Origin of the sequence: Streptococcus parasanguinis (genome assembly GCF_001074805.1) — a bacterium.
Classification (GTDB): domain Bacteria; phylum Bacillota; class Bacilli; order Lactobacillales; family Streptococcaceae; genus Streptococcus; species Streptococcus parasanguinis_A.
The window spans coordinates 1-19,263 of the sequence record NZ_JUPI01000052.1 but is presented as its reverse complement, the minus strand read 5'-3'; the positions used below and the strand labels follow the sequence as shown (position 1 = coordinate 19,263).

18 protein-coding genes are annotated in these 19,263 nt (G+C 44.3%); all 18 read right to left on the bottom strand.

Features of this window, described 5'->3' with window-relative positions:
• Positions 1 to 60: 60 nt before the first annotated feature.
• Positions 61 to 195, bottom strand: coding sequence for a 50S ribosomal protein L34 (rpmH, locus tag ADI76_RS03575; RefSeq protein WP_003003086.1), 135 nt, complete (start codon positions 193 to 195; stop codon positions 61 to 63).
• A gap of 147 nt (positions 196 to 342) precedes the next feature.
• Positions 343 to 972: a hypothetical protein gene (locus ADI76_RS03570; RefSeq protein WP_049514795.1), complete on the bottom strand. Its 630-nt coding sequence runs from the start codon at positions 970 to 972 to the stop codon at positions 343 to 345.
• Between the two features lie 76 nt (positions 973 to 1,048).
• Positions 1,049 to 1,996, bottom strand: coding sequence for an RNA-binding cell elongation regulator Jag/EloR (jag, locus tag ADI76_RS03565; RefSeq protein WP_009731760.1), 948 nt, complete (start codon positions 1,994 to 1,996; stop codon positions 1,049 to 1,051).
• A gap of 15 nt (positions 1,997 to 2,011) precedes the next feature.
• Positions 2,012 to 2,827, bottom strand: a complete 816-nt coding sequence (locus tag ADI76_RS03560; protein ID WP_037613952.1) for a YidC/Oxa1 family membrane protein insertase — start codon at positions 2,825 to 2,827, stop codon at positions 2,012 to 2,014.
• Position 2,828: 1 nt separating this feature from the next.
• On the bottom strand, positions 2,829 to 3,170 hold the full coding sequence (gene rnpA / locus ADI76_RS03555; protein WP_009731762.1) for a ribonuclease P protein component: 342 nt from the start codon (positions 3,168 to 3,170) through the stop codon (positions 2,829 to 2,831).
• A gap of 78 nt (positions 3,171 to 3,248) precedes the next feature.
• Positions 3,249 to 3,926, bottom strand: a complete 678-nt coding sequence (locus tag ADI76_RS03550; RefSeq protein ID WP_049514794.1) for a CPBP family intramembrane glutamic endopeptidase — start codon at positions 3,924 to 3,926, stop codon at positions 3,249 to 3,251.
• Positions 3,927 to 4,009: 83 nt separating this feature from the next.
• Positions 4,010 to 4,903: a TDT family transporter gene (locus ADI76_RS03545; RefSeq protein ID WP_049514793.1), complete on the bottom strand. Its 894-nt coding sequence runs from the start codon at positions 4,901 to 4,903 to the stop codon at positions 4,010 to 4,012.
• A 108-nt stretch (positions 4,904 to 5,011) separates the two neighbouring features.
• Positions 5,012 to 5,236 carry an accessory Sec system protein Asp5 gene (gene asp5 / locus ADI76_RS03540; protein WP_009731765.1) on the bottom strand — a complete coding sequence of 75 codons (225 nt, stop codon included), beginning with the start codon at positions 5,234 to 5,236 and terminating at the stop codon, positions 5,012 to 5,014.
• A 1-nt stretch (position 5,237) separates the two neighbouring features.
• Positions 5,238 to 5,429 carry an accessory Sec system protein Asp4 gene (asp4, locus tag ADI76_RS03535; protein WP_037613955.1) on the bottom strand — a complete coding sequence of 64 codons (192 nt, stop codon included), beginning with the start codon at positions 5,427 to 5,429 and terminating at the stop codon, positions 5,238 to 5,240.
• Positions 5,422 to 6,777: an accessory Sec system glycosylation chaperone GtfB gene (gene gtfB, locus ADI76_RS03530; protein WP_049514792.1), complete on the bottom strand. Its 1,356-nt coding sequence runs from the start codon at positions 6,775 to 6,777 to the stop codon at positions 5,422 to 5,424. The genes asp4 and gtfB overlap by 8 nt, the downstream gene beginning before the upstream one ends.
• A complete protein-coding gene (gene gtfA, locus ADI76_RS03525; RefSeq protein ID WP_049514791.1) occupies positions 6,761 to 8,275 on the bottom strand; it encodes an accessory Sec system glycosyltransferase GtfA in 1,515 nt (504 codons plus the stop codon). Before gtfA ends, gtfB begins: the two co-directional genes overlap by 17 nt.
• A gap of 11 nt (positions 8,276 to 8,286) precedes the next feature.
• Positions 8,287 to 10,671 (bottom strand): accessory Sec system translocase SecA2, encoded by a 2,385-nt coding sequence (gene secA2 / locus ADI76_RS03520; RefSeq protein ID WP_193390722.1) that lies wholly within the window; start codon positions 10,669 to 10,671, stop codon positions 8,287 to 8,289.
• Between the two features lie 24 nt (positions 10,672 to 10,695).
• Positions 10,696 to 11,166 carry an accessory Sec system protein Asp3 gene (gene asp3 / locus ADI76_RS03515; protein ID WP_049514789.1) on the bottom strand — a complete coding sequence of 157 codons (471 nt, stop codon included), beginning with the start codon at positions 11,164 to 11,166 and terminating at the stop codon, positions 10,696 to 10,698.
• Positions 11,163 to 12,707 (bottom strand): accessory Sec system protein Asp2, encoded by a 1,545-nt coding sequence (asp2, locus tag ADI76_RS03510; RefSeq protein WP_049514788.1) that lies wholly within the window; start codon positions 12,705 to 12,707, stop codon positions 11,163 to 11,165. The genes asp3 and asp2 overlap by 4 nt, the downstream gene beginning before the upstream one ends.
• Positions 12,700 to 14,289, bottom strand: a complete 1,590-nt coding sequence (gene asp1, locus ADI76_RS03505) for an accessory Sec system protein Asp1 (RefSeq protein ID WP_049514787.1) — start codon at positions 14,287 to 14,289, stop codon at positions 12,700 to 12,702. Before asp1 ends, asp2 begins: the two co-directional genes overlap by 8 nt.
• 8 nt (positions 14,290 to 14,297) lie before the next feature.
• Positions 14,298 to 15,515 carry an accessory Sec system protein translocase subunit SecY2 gene (gene secY2, locus ADI76_RS03500; RefSeq protein WP_049514786.1) on the bottom strand — a complete coding sequence of 406 codons (1,218 nt, stop codon included), beginning with the start codon at positions 15,513 to 15,515 and terminating at the stop codon, positions 14,298 to 14,300.
• 224 nt (positions 15,516 to 15,739) lie between these two features.
• On the bottom strand, positions 15,740 to 16,744 hold the full coding sequence (locus ADI76_RS03495) for a sugar transferase (protein ID WP_049514785.1): 1,005 nt from the start codon (positions 16,742 to 16,744) through the stop codon (positions 15,740 to 15,742).
• A 187-nt stretch (positions 16,745 to 16,931) separates the two neighbouring features.
• Positions 16,932 to 19,263, bottom strand: a 2,332-nt coding sequence (locus tag ADI76_RS03490) for an LPXTG cell wall anchor domain-containing protein (RefSeq protein WP_049514784.1), incomplete at its 5' end; no start/stop codon positions are given.

The window sequence follows — 19,263 nt, the reverse complement described above, 5'->3', positions numbered from 1 at the left end:
TTGGATAAAACAAAAACCAGTAGTCTCGAGTTTCTACTGGTTTTTAGCTTTTTATCTGAATTAGGCAGCCAAAACTTTGCGTCCTTTACGACGACGAGCTGCCAATACGCGACGACCATTTTTAGTTGCCATACGGTGACGGAAACCATGTTTGCGCGCACGACGAAGTTTACTTGGTTGATAAGTACGTTTCACGATGAATACCTCCTCATAGATTTTGTATTCGTTTAGCCGGCTAGTTGTGATCAGTTACTAAACATACTTTACTATTCTATCTGATTCACGCCTGTTTGTCAATAGCTATGGCAAAATTGTTGCAAATACAGGTCGGAGAACACCTTTCTACACCTGACGGGTTGCCAAGTAATAGGGTTCCAGAGCCACCAGCGCCTCTTGCAACTGATCCAGGATATTCTCAGGAGAATCTTCCGCGACTAGAGAAACATCGTATTTGACAAGGACCTTACGAACCACCCCATCTGCTACTGCTTGTAACAGATCATGGCGATTCTTTTCTGTTCCCTCGATCCTTCGACTCTCTCCATCTTCTTGAGCAAGATAATAGACTGGCTGAGAAATGGGAAGGGTGAGAACCTTGTGTTGCTTTTGAAGGCTCTGCTCATCTTTTTTTCGCTCGATAAAGCTCACCTCTAAGGAAACACCAAAATCAGCTGCATCTCCATAGAGCCTCAAGGCATACATGGGCTCTGCCAGAGTCCCTTCTCCTTTTAAATAGGCCCAAAAATGAGGCCTTAGGACCTGGCCCTGGTTCATCCACTGGCTGGTTCGCTCCTGCTCTAAGTAAGAATACCGTTTTTGAAAGGCTGAGACTAAATCCGTAAATTTCTTACGAGCCGCCTGCCCAATTGCGCGGTACTGTTCCATCTCTTGGGCTAACACTCCTGCCTTTTCTGGTGACTGGTATTTGATTCCTTGAAGCTTTAAAAATTCTCGAATCGCTGCAAATGCCATCTGTTTCCTTTCTACTCCTAACAAAAAGAGAGAGCGGTTCTATCCCGTCCCTCTCTCATGGGCAATAATAGCTAGATTATCCTTCGATGTCCACAACTACATAGCGGTTTGGTTCTTCCCCTTCAGAATAGCTAGTGACCCCTTCCATCTTGGAGACAATTCGGTGAATGATTTTACGTTCACTATTGGACATTGGATCGGTCTGTTGGGCTTGGCCATCCTCGAGGGCCCGTGTTGCTAACTTCTGAGCATAGCTTTGGAGAACTTCTGCACGATGCTCTACATAGTCATTGACATTAATGGTAATGTAAAAATTCTTTGAGTAGCGGTTATAGAGATAGTTTTGTGCCAAGAGTTGAAGAGCTTTCAAGACTTTACCATGGTAACCAATCACGCGCCCTGGCTCATTGGTATCGATCTGCATATTGACCGTACGACGGTTATGGCTACTTGAAAGCGTTGCATCGACATCCATCTCATCAACAACAGTTTGAACATAAGCAGTTACATCTGTGACAACTTCTTCGATGTCGTAGTTTTCTTCTACTTCAATACCAAGATTTGAGAAATCAGACTCGTTTGCTTCTTTTGCGACTGGTTCTTTAACCTTCTCAAGAATATGTTCATGCCCTTTTTCTTCCAGAACGGTGTCTGCTTCTTTGTCATGTTTGAGGATTTCTGTCTTGATTTCTTCAGAGACAACTTCTCCTTCTTCTTCGACCTTTTTGATCGCTGCAACGACACGTCCTAAATCAACTGTTGCTTCACTTACGGTCTTAACCGGTTCGTTCTGCGCGTTAATTTCTTCTGGTACACCCTTTACAGCTTGTTGATTGGCTTTGACAACTGTTGTTTCTGCAATCGGTTCAATCTCTACTTGGGCTGGTTTTTTACCAAATAAGCCAAGAAAACCTTTCTTCTCACGAGCCACAACCGTAATATGTGCCTTCATACGGGGAATATCTAATTCGTTCAAGCCATTTTGGATAGCTTCTTCTACAGTTGCACCGGTATATAGGACCATATGTCCACCTCTTTCTTATTTTCTTTTTTTCTGTGCTTTCTTTAAGGCACGACGTTTTTGTTTTTCTATTTCTCGAGTAGCTTGCTCTTTTGCTTCACGCTCTGCGATAATCTTGAATGGGTTGTTCAAGAGATAGGTTTGTCCGACTTGGTAAGCATTTGAAGTCACCCAGTATAGAGCAACCCCGCTGGCTGAGAACAAGGCGAAGAAGAAAATCATCACAGGCATCACATACATCATGGTTGTCGCACTCCCGTTACGCTCTGGCAGGGCTTTATTGGTCAACCAACTGCTGAAAAATGTGAAGAGGGCAGCAAGAAGAGGCAAGATATAAGTCGGGTCAATCGCTCCAAGGTCCAACCAAAGGAAGTGACCGACTTTAAGGAATTCCACACGGCTCAGCGCTTGGAATAGGGCCATCAAGACCGGCATCTGGATCAAGAGAGGAAGGAAGGCTGAAGATGTTTTGACACCTTTTTCCTTGTAAAGGGCCCGCATCTCTTCAGAAAGCTTGGTCCGACTATCTAGATCCTTGCCAGGATACTTGGCTTGCAATTCCTTGAGTAAGGGTTGAATTTCCTGCATCTTACGGGTTGAATTCATTTGATACTGGAAGAGAGGCAAGAGGACCGTCCGGATGACAATGGTAAAGACAATAATCCCAACACCGATACTGCCACCAAACGACAAGAAGCGGATGGCTTCTGCAAAGAAGTAGACGAAGCGTTCCCAACCACCTGTCGATTCGGCTGTCACTTGAGAGGTCCCACAAGCTGTCAAGACCATTAAGGCCGCTCCTAATAATCCAGTTAACTTCAGTTTCTTTTTCACATTATTCCCTTTCTTGGTAGACATGCGCTAATTTTAAGACATGTACAAGATTTTTCTCTACTTGATGGAAGTCGAGCTCCTCCACTCCTTTACGAGCAATGACGACAAAATCATCGGTCGTAAGGCAGGCTTGGTGTTTGATTAAAACATGGCGAATCAAACGTTTGATGCGATTTCTAGTCACAGCATTTCCTAGTTTCTTACTAACAGACAGGCCGACTCGAAAATGCGGTTGGTCTTTGCTCAGACGGTAAATAACGAATTTCCGATTGGCAACATTTTGACCACTTTTAAAAATAGCATTAAAATCTTTGTCACGTTTGACGCGGTAGCTTTTTTTCAAACCTCCACTCCCTCTATTAAATTTATTCTATTATACCACATTTTCAAAAAAAACCAATCTCCCTTAGGAAATCGGTTGCTACTGGAATACGGATAAAAGCAATGGCAAGGTATAATAGAGGTTGAGCAAGATATGGCCTAAAATCGGAGAAAGAAGCGCCTTGCTCCGATAATAAAGAGTCCCAAAAATCAAACTCGGTAAGAGATAAATAATAAAAGCTCCTAGCGAAAAAGGATGATGGACAAAATGTAGCCCACTGTAGATGAGGGCAGGGAGCCAAATCTCTGCATAGATGGGCCAACCTTTAAAATAGGCATTTACCAAGGCCCCACGAAAGATCAGCTCTTCTGTCACAGGCCGGATAACGACCATCGCGACCACTAGGATGACCACCCCTGTCGGGCTGATTTCTCGAGGAAAGAGACTCAAAACGGCTGCACGCCCCTGAACAAAACCACTGATAAAGTAGTCCAACCAATAGACCAAACAAGCCGCAAAGATAGCTTCCAGCAAGGATTGAAGCGAGTTCTTCCCCCATGAAAACTTGGACTTCTTGGAAAAACGGTAGACCAAAAATCCTGTAAAGACTGCATAGATGGTCTCCAAGCCAAATAAGGTCCAATAATAACTATTTGCGCTCGCTAAGCTATTAGAGACATATTGGGCCAAGGGACGAAATTGGGGCCGGATATAAAAATAAAACAAGAGGAGAAAGAGGGGGTAAAGCAGAGAGAGCTTTTCTTTAATAAATTTCATAGATACCTTTCCTAGAGCATGACAGATCGTATAGTGCATCTTACCATAATCATAACAAGGTTTCAACGAAAAAGGATGCCGTCCTAGTCTCTAAGATAAACCACATATCCCCCCAATACAGCGACTAAAATCAAGAGACATAGAAGAGTTTCCATCCATACGAGACCTGTCAAAAAAGGAATCTGTAGCAGACCTTGAGCCATTTTCAGAGAGGTCGCTGTGATAACGGTTGGAAAGGTCAAGGCTGAAAAAGCAGGTTGAAAGCCTTCTTTCATCATTCTTGGGAGGCGCGTCAAAACAAAGAAATAAAAAGCTTGCGAGACCACCACCATGATCAGTAAGATCCAAGAGGGAAGTCCCCCTCCCTCCACCCGAACCAGGGCAGCTAAAAGAAGAGAAAAGGGAGCACAATAGATACCTTCTTGTCCCAATAAGTGGCTCGGTAAGGGATTGCTTTTCAAATCCTGATAGATAAGCGGGTACAGACACAAGGTCAAAATAAAGCCAAACCCCAGGGTAAGATAGGCTAGCTCCATCACTCCTACCACCGGATAGGTCAAGGCTGCCACTGCAATACCCACATAGAGAACCGTCCAACTCGGAGTAGCCTTGGCCCTTGGTCGCGCCATGACATGGGTCTTGGTGAAATAAAGAATCAAGCAAAGATCCAAGAGAAAGGCTGACCACCAAACCAACTGAGATAGACCTCCAAAGGCGGGAAAGAGGCGAAAAAGATAAGTGGATAGAATCATCCCTGCCATGGGAAAGGTCGCCATCCCAGATAACAGGGCTGGCTGTTGGAGTTCTCTCTTGGTTTCTTGCCAGCGAATTGCATGATAGACTAAAAAGAAAAACCAGAAGAACAAACCTGTCAGACTAAAGGCATGGGCAAGGAAGGGTAGCGAGTCTGCGAGAAGGTTTCCAGCGCCAACTAGTCCTAACAGACAACCTGAAAATACTAAGGGAATCTTTTTCATCGGAAACTCCAATCATTTTATCGTTTTCAGTATACCATAAAAGAGAAGGGAGCATCATCAAAAAAGAAGTTGGAGAATACCAACTTCTTTTATCCATTCTATTAGAAACTAGGCCTGTACGACCATCATATAAAGAAACAAGGATAAGAGAAAGACGATACTAACAACCAGGGTCGCTAACTTAAGCCCTCGGTGGGAGCGCCAATAGCTTGGTTTTCCTAAGTTACTGGTTGCATCTGTTGACAAGGACTGTTGTTGACGCGGTTGCAGAGTAATGAGGACTACTAGCGCCAACGATAGGAACGCGACGACAATCGCAAATACCATTTCCATATTAGGATCCTCCCAACACTCTCAAGAGGGTAAAAATAACTCCCAGCAAAATGACCAAACCAATGACCACATTAAAGATGACATTGATTTTTTCAGAACGCGTCGTCTTTTCTTTCTCGGCTGGACGGCGTTTAAGAGACTCCATCCGGCCTTCTACTTCTTTGTAAAATAAATCTTTCTTACGATCACTCACTGTGTCCACCTATCCCTTCTTGCAAGCGAGCTTTGAAATCAGCTGGCTCGATGCTACTTGATTGGGCAATTTGTTGTGCCACTGCTTCTCGATAGCTATCAACTGATTGGTAGATTTCCTGGATACGGGCCACCATATCCGCTTCTTTTCCTTGGTCAAAGATATTGGCTTGTGCGAGGAAGTGGCGGTCATGCAGGGTATGGCTAAAGGCAAGGATGACTTGCTGGTGTTCGAAAGCCTTGCGGACAATGCCTTGTACCTCTGCATAGTGGTTGATATCCAGGTAAATACTAGAGACCTTAAGCAGCTCTTTGATCCGCTCTTGACTGATGTTTTGATACAAGACTACATTTGGATAGCGAACCATAGATAAGAGACTCGCAGACATTTCCGTTAAAGCTGCTACACGGAAGGTCACATTTTGCAAATTCTCTACTAGGTAGGTCAAAGCTTCAATCTGATCCGAATTGGTCAAGACAAAGGCGTCTTTACGGATATCGTCTTTCACCTTGAAATCATACAAGTAGCCAAGAGGACCAAAATAGCTATGCTGGTCTTGCGAGGTCAACTGGAGAGCACGGTGATAGGTCGCATTTTGTGGAATCAAGATCTTCTTGGTCCGGATTTCTGGGCTATTTAGAATCAACTGCATATTACCTGGAAGGCTGTCATGAAGAGGTTCTTGCCAAACCAAGACGTCGCGTCCTTTGATCCCTTTATTGCCCAACTGAAGACTAATGCTAAAGGAGGTGGCAAGGGTATTGTAGACCAAGCCATCCAAATCAAACCCACGATGCTCTAGATAAAAGACAAAATATTCTAAGCGATTCTTGAAAATTCGCATCGGCTGATGGTCCAAGGTCAAGATCAAATCCCCTGTTTGGTGATTCTCTGTCAAGCGCTCGATGTCACCTTCAAAATAAGTGGTCACCAAATGCTGGCCTTGATCACCACAGGTTGTCACAGCTATCTTACGACCGTATTGATCATAGTGCTCAATCATGACAACTTGCCCCTTGTCATCCAGCCACTCCAGGCGCTCAACGATGCGTTTATAAGAAGCTGTATGGTAAGCAATCCGAGCCTTTTCTTGACCATAGTAGGTGACTTTTCCCGAACTGTTATCCCCAGAAACTTCCCAGAAATCAGGCACTGGTACTTCATTAAAGTAGCGTCCGCGCTTCTCCCCTTTTGGTTGTCCTAAGAAATAGATAAATGGAGACTCAACACCATCGGGCAAGAAACCGTTTGGTTCCAAAACAACTGTCGGATGGTCAAAGCCAGACTCTTTCATGGAGTGGAGCAAGTCTTGGCTTTCACGAGAATAGCTATCAAATACGTTCAGCATGTGTCACCTCTTCTATCAATTGTGCCCAAGCTTCTTCTACTCGGCTGGTCAAAAAGTCTTCTGCACGCGCATAAGATGCTTGACGCATGCTGGCTAGATCGTCTTTTTTGTAAAGCTGGATGATTTTTTCAGCAAAGGCAGCAGCGATATGATCTACCACTTGATCTGCTGAAGGTGGAATGAGATAGCCATTTTTACCTTCTGTGACAAAGGTTTGATTGCCATAAGGAACATCAAAACCGATAATCGGAAGTCCAGAACCAATCGCCTCCATCAAGGTCAACCCAAAGCCTTCACTGGTCGATGCTGACAGGTAAACCTCATAATTCTTATAAATTTCCTCTAGATTGGCATGCCCTTTGAGATGGATATAGTCTGCCGCCCCCAATTCATCAATCAGAGAACGCAATTTGCCTTCTTCTCCACCTTTTCCATAGATGTCAAAAGACAGTTCTGGTAATTCTTTTTTGGCCCGGACCACTGCACGCACCAACCAGTCAATGTGCTTTTCAGTCGCCAACCGGGAAGCTGTAATCATAGAAAATGGGGTGCGGTTTTCGTTTTGCGGCAAGCTTGCAAGACTACCAACTGGAATGGTATAGATGGCCGGCTGATGGTTGGTGTATTTGGCAAACTGCTCGGCCAAGATTTCTTTTTGGCGGTCGGTCGCAACAATAAAGAAGTCCACCTTGTCTGCATTGGTAAATTGGTACTCGTAGTAGTTGTTCCACAGGATATACTGATCGTCGACATTATTGGCACTGAAGTGCTCTGCATGGACGACCACACCCAGGCGGGCCTTTTGCGCTTCTTCAAAGATAGGCTGACCGATGTTGGTTTCCCGATCCAAAATCACCAGATCTTGTTTGGTCAATTGAAGAGTTTGCATGAAGTAGCGGATCAATTCTTGGCGACCAACCAGATAGCGATCTGGGAAACGATAAACCTCTCGGCCATCTGCCATCTGCATGCTGTAGGCAACCGTCCCGTCTTCATTATAAAATCGGCGCTCAATCAAGTTGGCTTGGTTGTTCTTAGGAATGAAGTACTCGGTACAATAGCGGGTATAGGAGAAATAATCCTTTCTCACCAAAATCCCTCTAGACACGTACTCGCAGCGTTCGACATAGGGACTGTTTTCTGCGCGCAGGTAGCAGGTCAAAAAGTTGTCCTGGTCCTCATAAAAGAAGCGCTTGACCTTACCATCGACTTCTTCACGGGTCGGTTTTCCGGCAAATCCTGCTAAGACCTGGTCAATGGTATAGGTGGTTGGTGCAATCTTAATATCTGTAAAATGGCTGTAGAGCCAGATAATTTCATCATTTTTAAAACCGATATTTTCTGTCAAATGCTGGATATTATCAGCTAGAATCATATCCATAAAAACAAATTTAGCTGGTTGATGGATATTGCGTAACAACTGGGCCCGGTAGGCCTGAGCGTACTCAACACCACTGCTGGCCCAACCGATTCCAAGGTTGATATTGTATACTGTCATAATGTCCTCTTTTATGGGAAATGCAAGACAATTTCCCCTTTTTTATTGATTTCTATTCGACTCAGTAAAAGATTGCGGACCATTTGTTCTTTGGCCGCCCCTTTCATTCGATCAAAGGATTGGTAGGCTTCTTGGAAAAATTCCACCAAAGGATTTTTCTGACTGGTGTATTGACCAGAGAGAGCCATCCGCAATTGTTGCAGATAGTCGACCTGCTCTACCCAGTTTTCATCGATGGCTTTTAAGATGGCCATACGTTGGAATTGGGCGATCACCTCATCCGTGCCTAAGACCTCATACTTGGCCTCTAACTCACTTTTAGCGATCTCCCATAAGAAATTTTCTTTTGCTTTCTTGCTACGGAAAGTTTGGTGGGCCTTTTCCGGATCCACTTGGTAGCTAACATTGTCTAAAATATAGCGATAAAAAGCTACAGGTTCCTTGTATTCTTTTTTGTGGACTACGCTTGAAAAGACGGAACGAAGCGCTTTTTCAACGATAGCATTCAAGCGTCCTTCTTGTTTGATCAAGCGGTCACGCTCTTCGTAGACGATGGCACGCTGAATGTTCATACTCTCCGCAAATTCTAGCGTCATTCGACGACTAGCCTGACCAGAACTTTCACTAGCATTTTGAGCTCGTTCCACCAAGTTTCTATACTTGCGCTTAGTCAGAGCTTTGGCTGAACCAATCCGCTCATCCACATCATAGTCTTGATAGGTATCCTGGATCCAGTCTGGCCCCCAGTTTTTCATCAAATCGTCTTCTAAAGAGACAAAGAACTTGGTCAAACCGGGATCTCCTTGACGACCTGAACGCCCACGAATTTGAAGGTCAATCCGCTGGTTCATCATCCGCTCAGTCCCTACAACTACTAAACCACCTAACTCAGCGACCCCTGGTCCCAACTTGATATCGGTTCCCCGACCGGCCATTGAGGTCGCAACTGTCACCGCTCCTTTTCGACCTGATTCTTTAATGATCTGAGCCTCTCGGGGAGCATTGTTGGCATTGAGAAGATTGTGTGGAATTCCTTCCCGCAAAAGAAGGTTCGAATAAAGAATCGACATTTCAACCGATCCGGCAAAGACCAGAATCGGATTGCCCTTTTCGTGGACCTTCTTCACATAATCCAAGGAAGCCACGATTTTTTCCGGCAAGGTCTGATAGATTTCATCCGGCAAATCCTTGCGGATCTTCTTGCGATTGGTTGGGATCTTGATCACTGACATGGCATAGGTATCAAGAAACTCTGCCTCAGCGACCTTCCCAGTCCCCGTCATGCCTCCCAACTTCCGAAACATCTTAAAGAGGTTTTGATAAGTAATAGAAGCCATAGCCCGTGTTTCTTGGGTGAGTTTGAGACCTTCTTTGGCTTCAATCGCCTGGTGGAGTCCTCCTTGCAAGCGGGTCATTTCCATCAAACGTCCTGTTGCCTGGTCTAGCAAGACAATCTCCGGTTGTCCTTCGACATTGGGATGGATGACATAGTCCTTATCCTTAATAAAGTTTTTATTGGCCTGCAGGGCTAGGCTGATATGGCGGACTAAATCACGGTATTGGGGATCATAGAGATTGGGAATGGCAAGAAAAGCTTCTGCTGCATGAGCTCCCTTTCGAGTTAACCAAACCCGTTTCTTTTCTTCGTCAAACTTGAAGTCTTCCCCCTCTTTGAAGGTTTGGATCAAGGTGTCAATAATCCCATAAAGGTTGGACTGAACCCGAGGAGAACCAGAAATAATCAAGGGGGTCTGAGCACTATCTAGAAGCACCGAATCAATCTCATCGACAATAGCGTAATTGAAGTCTGCCAAAAATTGGCCATCTGCTGAAGCCGTCAAGTTCTCTGTTAGATAGTCAAAGCCCAGACTGGTATTGGTCGTATAGATGACGTCTGATTGGTAAATTTCGCGTTTTACTTCTGGATCTAATTCTTCGTCCTCTGACTGTTTCAAAGGAACGCCGACGGTCAAACCTAAAAAGCGATAGACCTGTCCCATCTCTTCTGCATCCCGGGTTGCCAGATAGGTATTGGTCGTAATGACCATGACCCCTTTGCCTTCTAAGGCATTGAGATAAACCGGCATGGTCGCTGTTAAGGTTTTTCCTTCACCGGTATTCATTTCAGCGACATTTCCCTGATGCAGAACAATCCCTCCCATGACTTGCACGTCATAAGGAAACATACCTAAGACCCGTTTATCGGCTTCCCGCGCAACCGCAAATGCTTCTGGCAAGAGATCATCCAAGGTCTCACCCTCTGCTAGACGTTCCCGAAATTCTGCAGTCTTCTCCTGCAGCTGACGATCCGTCAAACGGGCCATGTCATCCTTCCAGCTATTGACTTCTTTTAAGATTTTTTTGATGTTTCTTAATTTAACGTAATCCAATGTGATCCTCTTTTTTGCAGTGATGTTCGTCTATTCGAGAACTTCTGCTCCCTCAGACGATATTGGGTAAATAGTGAAATAGTGGAAGGTAAACTCTTGCAAACCTGCACTGAGCAAGCGTACTTCGTAGGCGTAAGCTTGATCTGGATAGGTGAACTGCAAGCGACCTTCTGCGGTTACTCGACGGCCAACAAGCTCTCCAAAGCGATCTCTAAAGATAATTTCTACCATAACGGTATGAGTGGGAGTCGCTTCCATCGTGATAACCAATTCATAATCTTGCTCTCGTTTGAGCAGGGGCAGAATAGGAATTTGACGAGTTGCCCCAAAATTTGTCTGCGAATGCCAGGTTTTCAGTACTTGACCAGATGGCATGAGGGGGTTCTGAAATTGAACGCTTCCTTTGGCAGTTGCTTGAATAGTTGACCCCCAAAGATAATCTGCAAGAACAGTATCGCCCCAGTAGATTCGTCTGCTTTCATTTTCTTTTATTTTTATCATTGGTTTCTTCCAAAGTCTCTTTCCATGATTTCTTTGTACTGGGTCACAAACCACTCAATGATCGGACCACTCGCATCATTGTGTCGACCAGCGCGGCTGGTACTGATAATACGAACCGGTAATTCATACAAGGCTTCTAAAATATCTGGATAGGCCTGCTGGTCGTAGTCATCATCCCGCATATAGGCAAGGGCTAGAATGGTATCCTTAAAGTCCGCTTTTTCAAACCGGTCCCAGAAACGTTGATTGAGCTGACCGATCCCTTCTTGTGATACTTGGCCGATGATCAACTGCATCATGTCTAGAGACGTTCCAAACTCATCTGGACGTTTAAATTTCAGATTGGCAGCGACATCCCCCAGGTTGACAATGGGTTTTCCAACCAAGATCGCATGAGGAGAATAAAGAGCACCATAGTAAAGGGCACCAAAGGTCCCCATGGACAAGCCTGAGAAATTCATATCTTTGGGCTCAAAGCCGAGCAAGTCCAAGTGCTGATCAATAAAGGCTGTGATTTGATTTTCTAATTCTTCTGAGCCCATATAAAAGGATCCACCTTCCAGTCTTGGGTCAGAAAAGAGAATAAAGGGACTACCCATAGCACGCATCATCCCAAACCCTTCAAATCCTTCGGCTGGACGATACCCAGAAAAGTAAATGTTTAAAGGGGGCTTCATATCGCCAGGATGGAAATAAGCAAAAATTTCTTGACGTTTGTGGTCCCGTAGCGTCTTAGCTCCTACTGTCATCTCTCCTAAAGGACCATGTGACAAGCGCTTATGTAAGGCTCCGATCGTAAGCGTCCCCTCTCCTTTTGCCTCCAGCGAAAAAGCTAGATAATAAGGTTCTGCTCCATCCAATTCTAAGGGCGCTTGCATCTCTTCTTCTGAAAAGACTGCATCTTTGACCCACTCTCCCAGAGCACCAAAGCGGTAAAATTGGATCCGCAATTGTAGCTGGCAGCTAGGATCTTTTTCGTATTCCAACCAAAAATTGATGGGGCGGCTAGCGTCATACACATAATTGTAAACCCACTGAGCAATCGGCGTAAACTCTTCCCCGTATGCTCCGTCAAGTTTGAGGAAATGTTGCCCCAAGACTGTTTGCTGACCAGCAAAGTCAGGTCTCACTCGCAGGTCACGAACCGTAAAGGCATCCCCATATTGATTGTCGTATAAAAAGCGGTCTAAAACATAGAGAAATTGATGCTTGTTTGAGAAATCCCAGGGTCTCGCTTGTTTAAGCCTTAAGAGGTGGGCCAATTCTGCAGAAGGCGCCTCTAGCTTACGGCTTTCGTCATAAAAAACGGTATAAGGTTGAAAATAAGTCAGGTCTTCTCCTAAAGCCAACAAATCTTCTGGCTTTTCTAGAATCAAGGCTTTAAATTTAGAGATTTCCTCTTCTTCCATATAGTCTTTGAGCGATGGAAGAGCGGTGGCTTGAAAAAAGTGCCAGCCAAGTCCAGCAGGAAGTTCCATTTGATCCTGCCAGCTACTTGAGCCGATTTGGAGAATATGGGGTATCTGTAGTTTTTTATCCATGACGTTCTTTCATCCATCCTTCCCATTTCTCGATCAAGCGTTGACCGGTGTATTCTTGAATTTTTTCGATTGAATAGACCAAGGCCTCATTCCAGGGCTTCAATTCCAATAAGAAGTGCGTGATTGCCTTTTCTAATTCCTTGTCTTCCTTTGATAAGACATAGCCGTTTTTCAAATGATCGACATATTCTGTCTGGACGCGGTTGACCTGAGGAATCCCAGCAGAGATCCCTGCAATCTGCGTGTAGAGGTTGGGTTCCTCGCTTAAATCTACGATCAAGCGGGTTTTTTCCAACTCTTGAATAATGTCATTTTCATTTGAAAAATTCTTAACTACAAAGCGATAGTCCGGTGCGTCTTGTACGGACTCTTCATCGATAATCTGGTTTTCCCCAAGCCCTTCCATTTGGGCTGGTGATTGAACCAGATGCAAGTCCTGCTCGCTAGCGATCAATTCCTCGAGTTGCCCTTCTAATTCCTTAACACGCTCCGGCGAGCCATTGTAAAATGCAAAAACAACTTCAAATAAAGGATGTTGCTCCAAGACCTCCAGAACCTTCTTGAGCTGGCTCTTACTTGGGAGCTCGGCTTCGTTGACATAAAAGTAAATCTTCGATTCCTTGCGTTCCTGACTAGAGCCCAAACGAAGGCGGGAGTCAAAAGAGGTAATCCGGTGTGTCTTTTGAGCCAGGCTAGGGGAAAAGCTCCCAATCGCTTCTTTGGTTTTTTCACTATCTGTAATCAAGAGCTGGGCATCAATCATATCAAAATAGAGGGCAAAGTTTTCGGCAGACAAGGGCTGACGATCCCCATAGAAAGACAAGACTTTTTTGACGCTACTTGCTGTATCTTGTAAAAAGGCCAAATTTGCTGGATGAGCTGCCAAAACCAACTGGTCTCGTCCTGGAACCAAGGTTGCTAGCTGCTCCTTCATTTTTTCAGCGACAACTTCTCCCATATTGGCATAGCTTTCTTTTTTGAAGGCATGAAAGAAAGCTTCATTGACCATGACGGAGTGGTTCTCTTCTATCAACATCTCTCTCAAAACCCATTGCCCATCAAAACTCAGATACTCTTGGAAATAAGGTTTTCCCTCATTGTAGTAGATTCTACTAGAGATAAAGCCACGATCATCTATGTACTCGATGTAGCTGATCTCGTCATTCTTATAACGGGTCAAAGAGAGAAGGTTCCCATCCACCCCCATATCAATTTTTGCTAGGTGGTGGCCCTTTCGAAATGCCATCACCAAAAAGGGAGTATAGGAAAAAGTGGTCTCACTCGGCCATTCGATGTCCTGAAGCTGAACTGGGCGCATAGTCAAATCAGACGGAACCTGTTGGATCTTATCAAAAATCGAGAGCACATCTGTCTCTAACAAATCTTGGCGGTGCAAAAAATAGCGCAGTTGCGGACTATATTGAGGCAACAATAAGATCCGATCCATTTCTGCTTCTTGAAAAATACGAACTTGATTAATGGTATCGTCAAATTCAATGGACTCTCGCATCCAGTACCAAGGGGTAGCTGTTTGCTGCCAGATGCGGTCCGTTCCATACCAGGCTGGTACAAAATAATACATGGTTACTCCTAGAATATTCTTGTATAACGTTGATTCACTCGAAGGGCACGAATTTCTTCTCGGATATTGTAAATCATCCCGACAAACATGAGGAAGGTTCCTGGAATCATGGTCAAGCGCAAGAGATCTTTATCCCATAACAAGAGAGAAAAAGGAAGCGCGGTGAAGAGGATCAGATACAAGGTCCCAAAAACCGTCAAGCGTAGCACAATTTTATTGATATAGCGACGTGTATCTGCTCCAGGATAGACATGATCGATATACTCGGACGCCTTCATCATCTTATCTGCAATTTCTTCTCCGTTCACATTGACAAAGGCAAAAGCAAAAGAGAGAAGGGCGATCATCAGAATGTAAAGAAGGATCCAAATCGGATCTCCCATCACCAAGTGTTTGGCCAAATGAGCAGCCCACTTGGCATTGGAATCCATAGACAAGATCAAAAGCATGGCATACTGAGGAATCGACACCAAGGTCATGGCGTACATGAAGGGCATCCCTCCTGCTGGGTTGAGCTTGATATCCAAAAAAGTATAACTTTTCAAGTTGTTGTGGATCCCTAATTTATTGACAGGAATCTGGTACTTAGAATATTCCACCAAGACTGCCACATAGACAAAAATCAAGATGAAAATCACGCCCAGAACATAAGCGATTTCTGGGATATTATTGACATTTGAAAGGGTCTGCATCACGTCTTCGGGCAGGTACATAACCATCCCAGCCATCATGATCACAACAGAACTTCCAAGCCCCAAAGCGGCATTTAGATCGGAGAGCCAAACTAAAAAGAAGGCTCCGGCTACCATAATCATGGTATTGACCGCAATGACAAGTCCGGGATTCAACCCTGTCTTCAAGGGGAGATACATGGCCACTGCCAAAGACTGGACGATGGCGAGCGCTAAGGTCACGTACATCTTTCGTCGCTCCACTATCTCCGTGCTGGTTTTTTCGAGGTTAAATCGTTTTGAAACGGTAAACATCCGCCACAAAATCATGGAAGACATCCATGGGGATAGACCGATCGAAAAGATCGACATTCCGCGGAGGTTTCCCCCCATCACAGCGCTTGAGAGCTGCAAGCCCGTTGTCGTTCCCTCATTGAGTCTCAAGGCCTTTGATAAGTCAACAAAAGGCAAGGAAATTTTACTTCCCAAAACATAAATAAAGACGAAAAATATCGTCCAACAAAATCTCTTTCCTACTTCAGATCGTTTTAACATTTCTTTTAAACTTTCTCTTACTCATTTTGACTCTTCCACCTGGGGAATAGCCTTTTAATATGTGCCTTTAGAGCATTTTATCTCAACTTATTTTACCATAATTTGCGACTTTTCCAAACTCATTTGTCACTAATATTTGATAATATTTCAAATTCCCCATTTGGTACTGTATTCAACAAAAAATCCTTCAGATGTTTATCTGAAGAATCTTGTTTACTTGGATATTATTCTCCTAAAGCCATGATGGTATCGACAAATAATTTCTTTGTAAAATAGCCATTGCGGATCAAATAAGAAGTATATTGAGCCTTTCGGACCATTTGAGCATACTCTTCTTCTGTACAGTCTTGGACCAAACGATTGGCTTCTTCAAGACTGGAGGCTACAAAGCCGAGCCCTTTGTCTCGAATATAGTCTGCATTTGACAAATAGTCTGGCACTACTACTGGAAGACCAGCAGATAGATAAGTCGATAGTTTGTAGGAAATATTTTCTTTGTAGTAATCCCGCTCATCCTCAGGATTCTCAGAATTTCCCCAGACAAGCCCAAAACCACCCTTGGAAAGCTCGAGAAGCAATTCTTGCTTGGTTCGCCAGCCTTCCATATGGATCTTAGAATAATCGACTCCTTCAACCGGTTCGGTATAGACATGAAGGGGTGTCTCATATTTCCAATCGATGATATGTGGGAAACGTGAAGGATTTCCTGAGAAGATCAGTTTTTTCTCAAATTGCGGAGTATAGAGGTCCAAACTATGGGTCAAATCCCACAACTTTTGGACCACATATTTTTTCACTGTGAGTCCTTCTGATACTAGACGATGGTACATTTGCTCTGACGGAACAACGACCAGATCACTCTGATTGTACATGTCGATATAGTTGGGCATCAGGTAATAATTACTCTCAAACATAAGCGGTGGGACATCGTGGATAAACATGACCAACTTGGTTTGAAGGAGTTTTAACTTATCAACCAAACGGCGGTCCCACTCAATCCCATTCCAAGAAGGCGATTGAACGAAAACGATATCCCCAAAAGCAACGCCTGCTAAAATCCCATCCATTCGCGAGTTCAATTCACTAGCTGGTTCATTGCTATGATCATAAAAGTAGATCCCTAATTCATTGACCCCAAGCTCGCGAACGACATTCATGATATCGTTTTGGGCCATCAGGGCCACGCTCTGAGAAGACTGCCCGAATAAATTTGTAAAATGGATTTTCATCTCTTTCCTCTGACTCTTCTTTTTTTATCCCATATTTCCTGAAGATATGAAGGCAAACTGGGCTTTTCACAAAGCAACTTTTTTCATACTCTTCAACGAAAACTTCCTCATTCATTATAACATATTTCACAACTTCTTAGACATTCTAGATCAATAAAAGACCGGTTCATTCCGGTCTTTTATTGATCTATTTGCTATCTTTTTTCCGGATTCCTAAAAGGGCTAATCCAGACAGAAGAATGGAAGCTCCTGTAGCAAGAATATTAGATGAAGGATGGGCACCTGTCTCTGGAAGAGCAGGTCCGGAAGAATGCGTTGCAGTTAGCGAGCTTGTGTCTGATGGAGATTCTGAGTAAGAGGTGCCAAACGAAGACACGACAGACTCCGAAGAACTTGTCACAGCAGAGAAACTTGACGCATAAGACACACTAATCCATTCAGAAATTTCCTGCGATAAGGATTGACTCTCTGTCGATGATGCGCTTCTAGAATCTGAAACACTCGTCAAAGGAAATTCAGATACTGGCATCGACGTTGAAGCCGATTCGCTTGAAGAAAGGAGTGAAGCTGATTGGCTATAGGAGTCAGATTTTGAAACAGATGTTGACGCTAGAGATTCTGAATAGGATGTCCATTGTGAAGCAGATAGACTCTCAGAAACGGATCGAGAGAATGATCCAGACTCTGAAACCTGCGATGCAGCTACGACATCAGAAGTTGAAGCTGATTCGCTTGTTGAGGCAGAAGCTTGAACTAACGAATCTGATTGACTTGAAGAAATCGACTCTTGAACTTGTGACTCCGACTGGCTCGCTGAAATCGACGCTTGTACCAGTGAGTCTGATTGACTTGCCAAAATCGAAGCTTGAACCAAGGATTCGGATTGACTCATTGAAACAGATTCAGACAGCTTTTCGCTCATCGAAATAGATTGCGACAAGGAAATCAGTTGAGAAACCACTTCCTCCGATCCAACCGCCGATGTTGACTGCGATTGAGACATAGAAATAGATCTAGACGCTAAATTAGATAAGGATACCGACTGACTAAACAAAACAGATTTCGAGGCTTTTTCAGACTCACTCTTAGATGCTGATTCAGAAGCTACTTTTGATTGCGATTCTGATTGACTGGCGGAGACTGAGGCCTGAACCAACGAGTCGGATTGGCTCGCTGAAACGGATGTTTGAATCAAGGACTCGGACTGACTCGCTGAGACTGACTCTTGTACCTGCGAACTAGACTGGCTCACTGAAACTGATTCTTGAACCAATGAATTTGATTCACTTACCGAAACCGAGGCCTGAACCAACGAGTCGGATTCACTAGCTGAAACAGACTCTCGCACTAACGATTCTGATTGACTCAATGATGTTGATTGCAAATCAGTCGATACTTGCGATTCCGACTGACTCATTGAATCAGAACGAGAAAAGGACATAGATTCTGTATTTTGAGACTTAGATTCGACATCAGAAGTAGATTGTGATTGACTCACTGAAACGGATGCTTGCACCAATGACTCTGATTGACTGGCAGATACAGAGGCCTGAACCAATAACTCTGATTGACTAGCTGAAACCGAGGCTTGGACCAGCGAATCAGACTGGCTAACAGAAACGGACGCTTGCACCAACGAGTCTGACTGACTAGCTGAAACTGATTCTTGTGCCAGTGATTCTGATTGGCTGGCCGATACAGATGCCTGAACCAACGACTCTGATTGACTTGCAGAAACCGATGTCTGAACCAAAGACTCGGATTTGCTAGACGATACAGATGCCTGAACCAGCGAGTCTGATTGACTGGCTGAGACTGATGCTTGTACCAACGACTCCGACTGGCTTGCAGAAACGGACGCTTGTACCAACGAGTCTGATTGACTTGCAGAAACGGATGCTTGAACCAATGAATTTGATTCACTTGCCGAAACTGAGGCTTGAATCAAGGACTCTGATTGACTCACTGAAACTGAGGTTTGAACCTGCGAGTCTGATTGGCTCGCTGAAACGGACGCTTGTACCAACGACTCGGATTGACTGGCAGATACAGATTCCTGAACCAACGACTCTGATTCACTAGCTGAAACGGATGCTTGAACCAATGAAATTGATTCACTTAACGAAACCGAGGCTTGTACCAAGGACTCTGATTGACTGGCAGATACTGAGGCCTGTACCAAGGACTCTGATTGACTCGCTGAAACCGACTCTTGTACCAAGGACTCTGATTGGCTTGCCGAAACTGAGGCTTGAACCAGTGATTCAGATTGACTCATCGAAATAGATTGCGACAAGGAAATCAGTTGAGAAACCACTTTCTCCGATCCAACCGCCGATGTTGACTGCGATTGAGACACAGAAACTGATTTGGATACCAAATTAGATAAGGATACCGACTGACTCAACGAAACAGATTGTGATGCTTTTTCAGACTCACTCTTAGATGCTAATTCAGAAGTTGCTTTTGATTGCGATTCTGAGTTACTAATCGATACAGATTCTTGTACCAAAGACTCT

Excerpts from the sequence above, each read along its gene's own strand:
- secY2 (WP_049514786.1), bottom strand. The coding sequence starts at position 15,515 with ATGTTAAAACGATCTGAAGTAGGAAAGAGATTTTGTTGGACGATATTT.
- ADI76_RS03550 (WP_049514794.1), bottom strand. The coding sequence starts at position 3,926 with ATGAAATTTATTAAAGAAAAGCTCTCTCTGCTTTACCCCCTCTTTCTC.
- jag (WP_009731760.1), bottom strand. The coding sequence starts at position 1,996 with ATGGTCCTATATACCGGTGCAACTGTAGAAGAAGCTATCCAAAATGGC.
- asp1 (WP_049514787.1), bottom strand. The coding sequence starts at position 14,289 with ATGTATTATTTTGTACCAGCCTGGTATGGAACGGACCGCATCTGGCAG.
- asp3 (WP_049514789.1), bottom strand. The coding sequence starts at position 11,166 with ATGATAAAAATAAAAGAAAATGAAAGCAGACGAATCTACTGGGGCGAT.
- ADI76_RS03495 (WP_049514785.1), bottom strand. The coding sequence starts at position 16,744 with ATGAAAATCCATTTTACAAATTTATTCGGGCAGTCTTCTCAGAGCGTG.
- gtfB (WP_049514792.1), bottom strand. The coding sequence starts at position 6,777 with ATGCTGAACGTATTTGATAGCTATTCTCGTGAAAGCCAAGACTTGCTC.
- asp5 (WP_009731765.1), bottom strand. The coding sequence starts at position 5,236 with ATGGAAATGGTATTTGCGATTGTCGTCGCGTTCCTATCGTTGGCGCTA.
- ADI76_RS03545 (WP_049514793.1), bottom strand. The coding sequence starts at position 4,903 with ATGAAAAAGATTCCCTTAGTATTTTCAGGTTGTCTGTTAGGACTAGTT.
- gtfA (WP_049514791.1), bottom strand. The coding sequence starts at position 8,275 with ATGACAGTATACAATATCAACCTTGGAATCGGTTGGGCCAGCAGTGGT.
- ADI76_RS03570 (WP_049514795.1), bottom strand. The coding sequence starts at position 972 with ATGGCATTTGCAGCGATTCGAGAATTTTTAAAGCTTCAAGGAATCAAA.
- asp2 (WP_049514788.1), bottom strand. The coding sequence starts at position 12,707 with ATGGATAAAAAACTACAGATACCCCATATTCTCCAAATCGGCTCAAGT.